The 11,582-nt window shown below is 65.7% G+C and carries 10 protein-coding genes; 7 read left to right on the top strand and 3 right to left on the bottom strand.

Annotation, left to right across the window (positions count from 1 at the left end; genetic code table 11):
• Positions 1-195: 195 nt before the first annotated feature.
• Positions 196-1,656 (bottom strand): glycogen synthase GlgA, encoded by a 1,461-nt coding sequence (gene glgA, locus ABIB95_RS25615; protein WP_354243137.1) that lies wholly within the window; start codon positions 1,654-1,656, stop codon positions 196-198.
• Positions 1,653-2,915, bottom strand: a complete 1,263-nt coding sequence (gene glgC, locus ABIB95_RS25620) for a glucose-1-phosphate adenylyltransferase (RefSeq protein WP_085401567.1) — start codon at positions 2,913-2,915, stop codon at positions 1,653-1,655. Before glgC ends, glgA begins: the two co-directional genes overlap by 4 nt.
• A gap of 337 nt (positions 2,916-3,252) precedes the next feature.
• On the opposite strand from glgC, the gene ABIB95_RS25625 reads away from it, so the two are divergent.
• On the top strand, positions 3,253-3,732 hold the full coding sequence (locus ABIB95_RS25625; protein ID WP_354243140.1) for a hypothetical protein: 480 nt from the start codon (positions 3,253-3,255) through the stop codon (positions 3,730-3,732).
• A gap of 128 nt (positions 3,733-3,860) precedes the next feature.
• Here the strand turns inward: ABIB95_RS25625 and ABIB95_RS25630 are convergent, their stop codons facing one another.
• Positions 3,861-4,841: an ABC transporter substrate-binding protein gene (locus ABIB95_RS25630; RefSeq protein WP_354243143.1), complete on the bottom strand. Its 981-nt coding sequence runs from the start codon at positions 4,839-4,841 to the stop codon at positions 3,861-3,863.
• A gap of 475 nt (positions 4,842-5,316) precedes the next feature.
• Here ABIB95_RS25630 and ABIB95_RS25635 point away from each other — a divergent pair, with 475 nt between their 5' ends.
• From ABIB95_RS25635 to ABIB95_RS25660, 6 genes are read left to right on the top strand one after another with little or no spacing between them, the layout of a single operon-like run.
• Positions 5,317-6,420 (top strand): ABC transporter substrate-binding protein, encoded by a 1,104-nt coding sequence (locus ABIB95_RS25635; RefSeq protein ID WP_354243146.1) that lies wholly within the window; start codon positions 5,317-5,319, stop codon positions 6,418-6,420.
• Entirely contained in the window at positions 6,398-7,420 is a 1,023-nt protein-coding gene (locus tag ABIB95_RS25640; RefSeq protein ID WP_063981662.1) for an ABC transporter permease, read from the top strand. The genes ABIB95_RS25635 and ABIB95_RS25640 overlap by 23 nt, the downstream gene beginning before the upstream one ends.
• Positions 7,414-8,214, top strand: a complete 801-nt coding sequence (locus ABIB95_RS25645) for an ABC transporter ATP-binding protein (protein WP_014493120.1) — start codon at positions 7,414-7,416, stop codon at positions 8,212-8,214. Before ABIB95_RS25640 ends, ABIB95_RS25645 begins: the two co-directional genes overlap by 7 nt.
• Entirely contained in the window at positions 8,208-9,380 is a 1,173-nt protein-coding gene (locus tag ABIB95_RS25650) for an acyl-CoA dehydrogenase family protein (protein WP_354243149.1), read from the top strand. The genes ABIB95_RS25645 and ABIB95_RS25650 overlap by 7 nt, the downstream gene beginning before the upstream one ends.
• Positions 9,381-9,409: 29 nt before the next feature.
• Complete coding sequence (locus ABIB95_RS25655; RefSeq protein WP_354178369.1) at positions 9,410-10,510, top strand: LLM class flavin-dependent oxidoreductase; 1,101 nt, start codon at positions 9,410-9,412, stop codon at positions 10,508-10,510.
• Positions 10,507-11,445, top strand: coding sequence for an ABC transporter substrate-binding protein (locus ABIB95_RS25660; protein ID WP_354243152.1), 939 nt, complete (start codon positions 10,507-10,509; stop codon positions 11,443-11,445). Before ABIB95_RS25655 ends, ABIB95_RS25660 begins: the two co-directional genes overlap by 4 nt.
• The last annotated feature ends 137 nt before the right edge of the window (positions 11,446-11,582 follow it).

An 11,582-nucleotide genomic window follows, 5' to 3' on the forward strand; every position in this document is an offset into this window, starting at 1 on the left:
TTGGCGGCGGCCCGCGCGCGCCTCGTCCTTCGAGACGACCGCTCTGCGGTCTCCTCAGGATGAGGCTAAGCAGCATCGGTGCCGTCGAAATTGCTGCCGCGTACTCCGCCCTCATCCTGAGGAGCCCGCGAATGCGGGCGTCTCGAAGGATGGGCCGCAGGGAAGCCGCTATTCACATGCGGCAGCCCTGCCGCCTCAGGTCCGGCGCGCCGCCATGAGATCGCGATAGAGCACGGCATAGTCGCCGGCGCGGTTGCGCCAAGAGACGTCGGTCGCAAGGCCGCTCAATTGCAGCCGGCGCCAGGTCGCCTTGTTGTGGAAGGCGGTGTTGGCCTTGCGCAGCGTGCCGGTGAGGGCCTCTACGGTGACGGGCGCGAATTTGAAGCCGGTCGGGTCGCGGTCCGATGTGTTGGCCTCGCCGATATCGACGATGGTGTCTTCGAGGCCGCCGACGCGCGACACGATCGGGACAGCTCCGTAGCGCAGCGCGTAGAGCTGGGTCAGGCCGCACGGCTCGAACCGCGAGGGTACGATGAGCGCGTCCGATCCGGCCTGGATCAGATGCGCCAGAATCTCGTCATAGCCGATCACGACGCCGATCCGTCCGGGGTTCGCGCGGGCGACGGCCTGATAGCGATCCTGGAGATCGCGATCGCCGCTGCCGAGCAGCGCGAGCTGCATGCCGTCGCCCAAGATGGTCGGGATGGCCTCGAGCAGGAGATCGAGGCCCTTCTGCCAGGACAGGCGGCTGATGACGCCGAGCAACGGCGCCTCGTCCGAGGAATCGAGATTGAACTGTTGCTGAAGCACCGCCTTGTTCGCGGCCCGGAACGTGAGGTCGTCCGCGCCGAAGCGGTAGGCGATGTGCGGATCGGTTTGCGGATTCCACACGTCGGTGTCGATGCCGTTGAGGATGCCGCTCAGCACATCAGCGCGTTCGCGCAGCAGGCCGCCGAGCCCCATGCCGCCTTCATCGCTCTGGATCTCCTGCGCATAGGTCGGCGATACCGTGGTGATGCGATCGGCGAGTTGAAGCCCCGCCTTGAGGAAGCTGATGCCGCCGAAATATTCGAGGCCGTGAACGTCGAACGCCGCCGCCGCGGGCAGGCCGATCGCGCTTGTCAGCGTGCGATCGAACTTGCCCTGATAGGCCATGTTGTGGATGGTCATCACGGTGCCGGGGCGCGGCCCGCCGTCATAGTGCAGATAGGCCGGCGCGAGCCCCGCCTGCCAGTCATGGGCATGGACGACATCCGGCACGAACGCGGGCACGAGGCCGTGGCCGATATCGGCCGCGATACGCGACAGTGCCGCGAAGCGCACACCGTTGTCCGGCCAGTCGACGCCCTCAGGGGTGACGTACGGATTGCCCGGTCGCGCGTAAAGATGCGGCACGTCGAGCACGAACAGGTCGAGGCCGTCATGCGAGCCCGCGAGCAGGCGGCCCGGGCCGCCGAAATAATCCGGCCAGCGCCGGATTTCGCCGGCTCCCCCCAGCATCCGCATCACGTCGGGATAGCCCGGCATCAGCGTGCGCATCTCGACGCCGTGCGCCTTCAGCGCAAGCGGCAGCGCGCCGGCGACATCCGCGAGGCCGCCGGTCTTGACGATCGGGTAGACTTCGGAGGCGACCGCGAGGACGCGAACAGGCGTCATGTATTGAGCCTGTCGAGCATTGTCTGGGTGATGAGCGAGATGCCCTGCTCGGTGGTGCGGAAGCGCTTGGCGTCGAGCTCCGGGTCCTCGCCGACGACGAGCCCCTCGGGGATTTCGACGCCGCGGTCGATCACGACGTTCTTCAAGCGAGCGCCGCGAGCGACGTTCACGTAGGGCATGATCACGGCGTTCTCGACAGTGGCGTAGGAGTTGACGCGCACGCCGGTGAACAGCAGCGAGCGGCGCAGCGAGGCGCCGGAGATGATGCAGCCGCCCGAGACCAGCGAGCTCACGGCCTGGCCGCGCCGGCTCTCCTCGTCATGGACGAACTTGGCGGGCGGCGTGATCTCCGCATAGGACCAGATCGGCCAGGCGCGGTCGAACAGGTCGAGCTCCGGCACGACGTCGGTGAGGTCGATATTGGCCGCCCAATAGGCATCGACCGTGCCGGCATCGCGCCAGTAGGCGCGGGGATCGCTGCCCGAGCGTACGCACGAGGTCGAGAATTGATGCGCGATGGCGCGGCCGTTCTTGACGATATAGGGGATGATGTCCTTGCCGAAATCGTGACTGGAGTTCGTATCCTCGGCGTCGCGCTTGAGCTGGTCGAACAGGAATTTCGTATCGAACACGTAGATGCCCATGCTGGCGAGCGAGACGTCTGGCTTGCCCGGCATCGGCGGCGGATCGGCCGGCTTCTCCAGGAACTGCTGGATCCAGCCGTTCTCGTCGACATGCATGATGCCGAAGCCGGAAGATTCCGCGCGCGGCATCTCGAGGCAGCCGACGGTGACGTCGGCGCCGCTGTCGACATGCTGGCGCAGCATCACCTCGTAGTCCATCTTGTAGATGTGATCGCCGGCGAGCACGACGATGAAGCGTGCGTTGTGCGACTCGATGATGTCGATGTTCTGATAGATCGCATCCGCCGTGCCGACATACCACATGTTCTCCGAGACGCGCTGACTGGCCGGGAGGATGTCAAAGCTCTCGTTGCGTTCGGGGCGGAAGAAGTTCCAGCCCATCTGAAGGTGCCGGATCAGGCTGTGCGCCTTGTACTGGGTCGCGACCGCGATCCGGCGGATGCCAGAATTCACCGCATTGGACAGCGCGAAATCGATGATGCGGGACTTGCCGCCGAAATAGACCGCGGGCTTGGCGCGCCGGTCGGTCAGTTCCAGAAGCCGGCTGCCGCGTCCGCCGGCCAGGACGAACGCCAGCGCCTGACGGGCAAGCGGCTCGGGTCTCGCGGCACTCATGTCATCCTCCCACACCTCTGGCGCTTTGCGAGAAGCCTCCCGGCCGCGCACATTGGAACCGATAGTAACGGTACGAATAGTAAATCGGGAAGGTGGTTGTTGGTTGCGAACGCCCGGGAAGCTTAATGCTTTGCTGTGGCCTGTGGCTCCGTCGCACCGGTGTCATGCCCGTGCGGGCGCTGGCGTTGGCCGGACCACAATCGAGGCATGCGCGGGTATTCTTGTGCGGTGCACGCAATGCAGGCTGTGACTTTCGGAGGCTTTGACTTGGGGCAAGGATGCCCGATCATGGCCTTGCGATCCTTTTCCAAACGAACGTCAGACAGGGAGCAAGACGATGAGTATCTGGAAAACGGCGATTGCCTGTTCGCTGGCGGGCGCGGTGATGGCCGGCCAAATCGAGCAGGCGGCAGCGGCTCCGCTGCCGACCAACGTCGCGACCATGAAGGCCGCCGTTGGTGACGATGTCACCCCGGCGTATTGGCGCGGCCGTGGCTGGGGATGGGGCGCAGGAGGCCTCCTCGCCGGAGCAATCATCGGCGGTGCCATCGCGAGCAGCGCGCCCTATGGTTACTATGGCGGCGGCCCGTATTACGGTGGTTATGGTGGTTATGGTTATGGCTCGGGCTACGGCTATGGCTACGCTCCGTCCTATGGCTATGCGCCGGCCTATTACGGCGGCTACGGGCCGAGCTATGGGTATGGCGGCTACTACGCGCGTCCCCGCTACTACGGCTATCGAGCCTATCGTCCATATTACGGCCCTCGCTACGGCTACTATCGACCGTACCGGGCCTATGATCGCGGATATTGGTAAGGACGCTGCGCGGCTAGAGCGAGAGCCACACGATCAGGCTCATGCAGGCGAAATGCGCGAGCACGATCGCGGCGAGATGCAACGGGCCGGCCTTGAGGCTGGACTTGCGCATCCCGCCGCGCCCCGCGCTAGTTTGACCCCGCGGCCGCGGCCGTAAAGCTGCGGTCGACGGCTTTGCTCACATCGAGCGTCTTCGGCAGGATGCCGTAGCGCGTCGAGCGGTCGGAGGCTTCCTGCACCTCCTTCACCACGTTCTGGTCGATCACGATCGGGCTGGTGCGCTGCGCGGTGTAGGCCGACAGCAGCACGTCCTCCGGCAGTTTGGTCAGCTCGGCCGTGCTCTTTGCGTATTCGGCAACATGATCGAGCGACCACAGCCGTGCCTTGTTCAGTCGCTGCACGAGGTCCTGCACCGCCGCGCGCTTGGTGGCGATGGCGTTGTCGGAGGCCACGATGAAGGTGATGGTGGGTGTCAGGCCCTCACCGTCGGCGATCACGCGGGCCTTGTCCTTCAGCGTCGCGAACGAGACGTAGGGCTCCCACACCGCCCAGGCATCGATCGAGCCGGCGACGAGTGCGATCCTGGCGTCGACCGGGCCGAGCGGCGCGAAGGTCGCGTCCTCCAGCTTGATCTGCGCTTTCTCCAGCGTCGCGTCGATCAGGAACTGGCCCCAGCCGCCGCGCGTGCCGGCGAGGCGTTTTCCCTTGAGGTCGGCGGCCGACTTGATCGGCGAATCCTGGCGCACGAGGATCGCTTGCGTCTTCGCATCCGACTTTGTGCCGCCGATTGCCTTGATCGGAGCGCCGGCCGCATAGACCGAAAGGAAGGAGAGATCTCCGGTATAGCCGACGTCGAGCGCGCCGGCGTTCAGCGCTTCCAGGATCGGAGCGGCGGCAGGGAATTCCGACCATTCGATCTTGTAGGGCAGGTCCTTCGCATAGCCGGAGATTTCGAGCAGCGAGCGGTTGCCGCCCTTCTGGTCGCCGACGCGCAGCACGACGGTGTCGGCCGCGAACGAGGCGGCAGCCGTCGACAAGGTGATGGCTGCGGCGAACAGCGATGCTGCGAGCCGGCGTGTGATGGAATGGTCGTCGGAGTTGATGCTCATGTGGCCTGTCTTGTTGCTTTGCCCACGACGCGTGAGCGAGCGATGCAGCGAGACGATCAAGTCTATGACGGCGCGATGCGCAGTCAATGAAATGACTATCCGTATTGCAGATGCGTCGGGCAATGACGTTTCAGCGCAGCGCCGCTTTCGAGAACGCAACGCGTGCGCGGCGGGTGATGCGCAAGAATGATGCAGGCTGCGGAGTCGCGGCGCATCCTTGCAAGATGATGCAGCAACGAAAATCGTTTCATCGCTGTCCCATGCGCTGATGGAGAGAATGACCTCGCTTCGCGCCACATTCGAAATTCCATTTCATTGACGATGCGGCGGGCGCGCCGCATGATTTGCGCATCGCATCAAAGCGGCGCGGGAAGCGCCGACGAAATTATTCTCTCAACGCGGCTCCACATGGAACATGCGCAACGCGAAGCGTTGCGTGAACGGCGGAGCTGTGCCAGCGCAGGAGCGGGGACTGATGGGCAACGACAACAAGCGCAGCGGATCTGGCCTCGACCGGCGCCATTTGCTGCAGGCGGGGCTTGCGGCGGCGTTTGCCGCGCCGCTTGGTGCCTTTGGTGCAGCACAGGCCTTTGCGCCACAGGCGATCGCGCCCGGTGTCGATCTCTCTGAGTTTCCGCTGTGCCGGACGGCCGCGGATGGCCCCGTCCTCACCGGCGCGCCGCGCAAGCTGAAACTCTCCTGGAACGCCGGCGCGGTCTGTCTCGCGCCGGTGCCCGTCGCCATCGAGCACGGCTTCTTCCAGAAGCACAATCTCGACATCGAGCTCATCAACTATTCCGGCTCGACCGATCAACTGCTCGAGGCGATCGCGACGGGAAAGAGCGATGCGGGGCTCGGCATGGCGCTGCGTTGGCTGAAGCCGCTGGAGCAGGGCTTTGACGTCAAGATCGCCGCCGGCACCCATGGCGGCTGCATGCGCGTCCTGACCCGCGCCGACTCCAATGTGAGCAAGCTCGCCGACCTCAAGGGCAAGATCGTCGCGGTCGGCGACCTCGGTGGCCCCGACAAGAACTTCTTCTCCATTCAGCTCGCCAAGCTCGGTATCGACCCGGTCAAGGATGTCGACTGGCGCGCCTATCCCGGCAACCTGCTCAACGTCGCCGTCGAGAAGGGTGAGGTGCAGGCTTTCCTGTCATCCGATCCGCTGGGCTATCTCTGGCTCAAGGACAGCCAGTACAAGGAAGTCGCCTCCAATCTCGACGGCGAATATCGCGACAAGAGCTGCTGCATCCTCGGCCTGCGCGGCAGCCTGGTGCGCGAGGAGCCGCAGGTCGCGCGCGCCCTAACGCAGGCGCTGCTCGATGCCGCGATGTTCACCGCGCAGAATCCGGTCGTGACGGCAAAATCGTTCCAGCCTTACGCGCCGAAGACGGCGTCGCTCGCCGATATCGAGGGCATGGTGCGCTACCACACCCATCATCATCATCCCGTGGGTGAGGTGTTGAAGCGCGAGCTGAAGTCCTATGCCGACGATTTGAAGAGCGTCCAGGTCTTCAAGCAGAGCACCGATACGGCCAAATTCGCGGAGCGCATCTATGTCGACGTATTCGCTGTCTGACGGCCTCGCCTCCGGCGCGCCGCGCCTCTCGCGCGCGCCGGTTCTTGCGAGCTGGGTCCGGGAATCCGGCGTCGGCATTCTCGCGAGCGTCGCGTGGATCGCGTTCGGCCTGTCCTGCCTGTGGTGGGAGGATGTCGGCGACTGGTCGCGGACGCACTCGCTCGGCATCGCCGCCTTCATCGTTGCCGCAATCGCCTTGTTCGGCACCGTCGGCGCCGACTACCTCGGCTCCGCCGGTAAGGCCTTGCGCCAGCGCGCGCCCTGGCTCGTGGCGCTCGGCGCATTCCTGACGTTGTGGGAGGTTGCGACCGCAAAGTTTGCGTGGCTGCCGCTGCCGTTCTTCCCGCCGCCGCAGTCGATCATCGAGGTCTATACCGACGATCTGCCAAAGCTGCTCGACAGCGTCTTCGCCTCGGTCAAGCTCCAGCTTGGCGGCTATCTGATCGGCGCCACGGTCGGCTTCCTGACCGGCGTCTCGATCGGCTGGTCGCGCGCGGTCGGCTATTGGGTGCATCCGGTGCTACGCTTCATCGGCCCGCTGCCGGCAACCGCCTGGCTGCCGATTGCCTTCTTCACGTTTCCGTCGAGCTGGAGCGCCTCGACCTTCCTGATCGCGCTGGCGACCGGCTTCCCGGTCACCGTCTTGACCTGGTCCGGCGTCGCGAGCGTCAGCAACGCCTATTACGACGTCGCACGCACGCTCGGCGCAAAGCCGTCCTTCCTGGTGCTCAAGGTCGCGATCCCCGCCGCACTCCCGCACGTCTTCGTCGGCCTGTTCATGGGCCTCGGCTCGTCCTTCGCCGTGCTCGTCGTGGCCGAGATGATCGGCGTGAAGGCCGGGCTCGGCTGGTACCTGCAATGGGCGCAGGGCTGGGCCGCCTACGCCAACATGTATGCGGCGCTGATCGTGATGTCGCTGCTCTGCTCCGGCGCCATCACCCTGCTGTTCGCCATCCGCGATCGCCTGCTGGTCTGGCAGAAGGGGACCGTGAAATGGTAGCCGCAACCGCACTGGCCGAAGTCACGACCCCGCCGGCCGCCGGCGCCGCGCTCGACATCGAGCAGGTCAGCCACGCCTTCGACATCGACGGCACCGAGCTGCCTGTTCTCAGCGACGTCAGCATCTCCGTGGAGCCGGGCGAGTTCGTCGCGCTGCTCGGCCCCTCCGGCTGCGGCAAGTCGACGTTGCTCCGGCTCGTCGCCGGCCTCGACAAGCCCAAGGCCGGAACGCTCCGCGAGGACGAGGTGCGCATCACCCGCCCGCATCCCTCGCGCGTGGTCGTGTTCCAGGATCCGACCCTTTTTCCCTGGCGGTCGGTCTGGGACAACGTCGCCCTGGGCCTCGAGGCCCAGGGCATTTTGAAGAGCCAGCGGCAGCGCGTGGATGACGCGCTCGATCTCGTTGGTCTGTCGTCGTTCCGCAATGCCTATCCGCATCAGCTCTCCGGCGGCATGGCGCAGCGCGTCGCGCTCGCCCGCGCGCTCGTGAACGATCCAAAGATCCTGATCCTCGACGAGCCGCTCGGCAAGCTCGACTCGCTGACCCGCATCACCATGCAGGCCGAGCTCGTCTCGCTCTGGCAGCGCAAGGGCTTTACCACGTTGCTGGTGACGCACGACGCCGAGGAGGCGCTGGTGCTCGCCAACCGCGTCATCGTGTTCAGCGACCGCCCGGCGCGGGTGAAGGCCGACATCCGTGTCGACCGGCCCTATCCGCGCCATCGCGGCGATCCATATCTGGCGGATCTGCGCCGCCAGATCCTCGGCTTGTTGGGATTGGACGCTACATGGTGACCTCTGTAGCCCAGGGCCGGGCGGCCCATAGCGAGCCCGACTACATCGCGCGCGCCGAGGCGCTGGCCGAAGGCTTTGCTGCGCGTGCAGCCGAGCATGATCGCGCCGGCAGCTTTCCCTTCGAGAATTTTCGCGAGCTGTCCGAGGCAGGCCTGCTGTCGCTGACGGTGCCGGCCGTTCATGGCGGGGCCGGAGCGGGCGCACGATATGCCGCGCGGGTCATCGGTATCATCGGCAAGGCCGATTCCTCGACCGCGCTGGTGCTGTCGATGCACTACATCAACCATCTGGTGATGGGGCGCAGCCCGACCTGGCCGGCGAAGCTGTCGCGCAAGCTTGCGCGTGAGAGCGTCGAGGGCCTCGCGCTCGTCAACGCGCTCCGCGTCGAGCCCGAACTCGGCTCGCCCGCGCGCGGCGGCCTGCCGGCGACGATCGCACGCCGCACCGAGACCGGCTGGCGCCTGACCGGTCACAAGATCTATTCGACGGGGTCGCCGATCCTGAAATGGTATCTGGTCTGGGCGCGGACCGACGAAGCCGAGCCGCGCGTCGGCCAGTTTTTGGTGCCGGCGGGACTGCCGGGCACCCGCATCGTCGAGACCTGGGATCATCACGGCCTGCGCGCCAGCGGCAGCCATGATGTCATCTTCGACGACGTCGTGATCCCGCTTGATGCCGAGGTCGATGTCCGAAGGCCTTCGGAGTGGCGTGCGCCCGACGTCGCGCAGGCGACCGTCCACACGGTGTTCGTTGCCGCGATCTATGACGGCATTGCCCGTGCCGCGCGCGACTGGTTCGTCTCGTTCCTGAAGCAGCGCGTCCCCGCCAGCCTCGGGGCGCCGCTTGCGACCTTGCCGCGGGCGCAGGAGATCCTCGGTGCCATCGAGGCCAGGCTCGCAGTCAATGCGCGGCTGATCGAGACGTTCGCCCGCGACTTCGACGACGGCGTCGCTCTCTCCACCGGCGAATCCAACGTCATCAAGCTGACGGTGACCAACAACGCCGTTGCCGTAGTCGAGGATGCACTATCGTTGACTGGCAACCACGGCCTCAGCCGCACCAATCCGCTGGAGCGGCACTATCGCGACGTGCTGTGCGGCCGCGTGCACACGCCGCAGGACGATGCCACGCGCACCGGCCTCGGCCGCGCCGAATTGGGCCTCTAGCTTTCAGGACAACAAACAGGGAGACGATCATGTCGATCGAGTTCATCGGCTTCATCAGCAACAACAATTCGTCCGAGACCGTCGTCCGCGAGGGGCCGGTCCTCAACCCCACCCATATCGAGACGGTGGCGAAGGCGCACGAAAATGCCGGCTTCGACCGCGCCCTGCTGGCGTTTCATTCGACGACGCCGGACGCGCTCCAGATTGCCCAGCACGTGCTGGGCGTCACCGACCGCCTCAATGTGCTGATCGCGCAGCGGCCGGGCTTCACCGCGCCGACGCTGCTGGCGCGCCAGTTCGCCGTGCTCGACCAGTTTTCCCGCGGCAGGGTCGCCCTGCACGTCATCACCGGCGGCAATGCGACCGAGCTTCGGCAGGATGGCAACACGCTCGACGACAAGGACGAGCGTTATGCCCGCACCTCCGAGTTCCTCGATGTCCTCAAGCTCGAATGGACCAGCGACAAGCCGTTCACCTACAAGGGCAAGCACTACCAGGTCGAGAACGCATTCTCGCAGGTGAAGCCATATCGTCCCGAGGGCATCCGGATTTATTTCGGCGGCGCTTCGGATGCGGCGATCGAGGTCGCCGGCAAGCATGCCGACACCTTTGCGCTGTGGGGTGAATCCTATGCGCAGGTGCGCGACGTCACCTCCCGCGTCCACAACGCGGCGGTTCGTCAGGGACGGCCGACGCCGCGTTTCAGCCTCTCGGTGCGGCCGATCATCGCGCCGACCGAGAAGCAGGCCTGGGAGAAGGCGGAAGAGATTCTGGCGCGTGCCACCGCGCTCCAGGACAAGACCGGCTACCGCAAGCCCGCCGACGGCCATGCCACGGCCGGCGCGCGGCGCCTGCTCGCGCTCGCCGACCAGGGCAGCCGCATCGACAAGCGGCTGTGGACCGAGATTGCCAAGCTCACGGGTGCCAACAGCAACACCACCGCGCTGGTCGGCACGCCCGAGCAGGTCGCCGAAGTGTTCGGCGACTATTACGATCTCGGCATCAGCCACTTCCTGATCCGCGGCTTCGATCCCCTGATCGACGCCATCGAATATGGCCGCGAGCTGATCCCGTTGACGCGCGAGCTGGTCGCCAAGCGCCAGGCCGTTCGCGGCGAGGCGGCGGAATGATCCGTCTCATGCTGGCCGGTGCGCTGCTGTTCGGCTCGTTGGAGCTCGTGGCGGCGCAAACCACCTTGCGCGTCGGCGACCAGAAGGGCAATTCGCAGGCCGTGATGGAAGCGGCAGGTGTGCTTAGGGATGTCCCATATAAGATCGAGTGGAAGGAGTTTCCGGCCGCGGCACCGCTGCTGGAAGCGCTCAGCGCCGGCGCGATCGAGACCGGTATCGTGGGCGATGCGCCGTTCACCTTCGCCGCCGCCTCCGGCGCGCCGGTGAAGGCGATCGCCGCGATCCGTCAGACCCGCGAGGGGCTCGCGATCCTCGTGCCCGAGAATTCGCCGATCAGGAGTTTTGCCGATCTGCGCGGCAAGAAGATCGCAACCGGCCGCGGCTCGATCGGTCATCAATTGATCCTCGCTGCGCTCGAGAAGAACGGCTGGGCTGCGAGCGACGTGCAGATCGCGTTCCTGGCGCCGTCCGATGCCAAGATCGCCTACACGCAAGGCTCGGTCGATGCCTGGTCGACGTGGGAGCCGTATGTGAGCCAGGAAGAGGTGCTGTTCAAATCGCGCCGCGTCATCACCTCGGAGGGTCTGACGCCGGGGCTGAGCTTCCAGGTCGCACGGCCCGACGCGATCCGCGACAAGCGCGCGGAGCTGACGGACTTCATCCGCCGCCTCACGGCGGCGCGGGCGTGGTCGCTGAGCAACGTCGACAGCTATGCCGCGACCTGGGGCAAGCTGATGAACATCCCGACCGCCGTGCCGCAGAACTGGCTGTCGCGCGCAAAGATCCGCATCGCGCCGATCGACGACGGCGTGGTCGCGGACGAGCAGAGCACGATCGATCTCTATTTCCGCTGGGGCCTGATCAAGCAGAAGCTCGATGCGGCTGAGATCGTGGATCGCTCCTTTGCGGACGCGATCGCCAAGGCGGGGTTGTAAGCCACTCGTGAACCGGACGCGGCGCTTTCCCTCTCCCCTTGTGGGCCTGTTGCGTAATTCGTCAATTGTGATTCCCTAGGGCAAAGCCTTGGAGGGTAGCGATGGCGGTCAAGCGGACGGGACAGCCGAGCTTTGTG

The sequence above is a fragment of the Bradyrhizobium sp. LA2.1 genome (assembly GCF_040547725.1).
Taxonomy (GTDB): domain Bacteria; phylum Pseudomonadota; class Alphaproteobacteria; order Rhizobiales; family Xanthobacteraceae; genus Bradyrhizobium; species Bradyrhizobium barranii.

What these genes read in the sequence shown, in the direction of transcription:
- glgA (WP_354243137.1), bottom strand. Translation starts at nt 1,656, where the DNA reads ATGACGCCTGTTCGCGTCCTCGCGGTCGCCTCCGAAGTCTACCCGATC.
- ABIB95_RS25655 (WP_354178369.1), top strand. Translation starts at nt 9,410, where the DNA reads ATGTCGATCGAGTTCATCGGCTTCATCAGCAACAACAATTCGTCCGAG.
- ABIB95_RS25630 (WP_354243143.1), bottom strand. Translation starts at nt 4,841, where the DNA reads ATGAGCATCAACTCCGACGACCATTCCATCACACGCCGGCTCGCAGCA.
- ABIB95_RS25635 (WP_354243146.1), top strand. Translation starts at nt 5,317, where the DNA reads ATGGGCAACGACAACAAGCGCAGCGGATCTGGCCTCGACCGGCGCCAT.
- ABIB95_RS25645 (WP_014493120.1), top strand. Translation starts at nt 7,414, where the DNA reads ATGGTAGCCGCAACCGCACTGGCCGAAGTCACGACCCCGCCGGCCGCC.
- ABIB95_RS25660 (WP_354243152.1), top strand. Translation starts at nt 10,507, where the DNA reads ATGATCCGTCTCATGCTGGCCGGTGCGCTGCTGTTCGGCTCGTTGGAG.
- ABIB95_RS25640 (WP_063981662.1), top strand. Translation starts at nt 6,398, where the DNA reads ATGTCGACGTATTCGCTGTCTGACGGCCTCGCCTCCGGCGCGCCGCGC.
- glgC (WP_085401567.1), bottom strand. Translation starts at nt 2,915, where the DNA reads ATGAGTGCCGCGAGACCCGAGCCGCTTGCCCGTCAGGCGCTGGCGTTC.
- ABIB95_RS25625 (WP_354243140.1), top strand. Translation starts at nt 3,253, where the DNA reads ATGAGTATCTGGAAAACGGCGATTGCCTGTTCGCTGGCGGGCGCGGTG.
- ABIB95_RS25650 (WP_354243149.1), top strand. Translation starts at nt 8,208, where the DNA reads ATGGTGACCTCTGTAGCCCAGGGCCGGGCGGCCCATAGCGAGCCCGAC.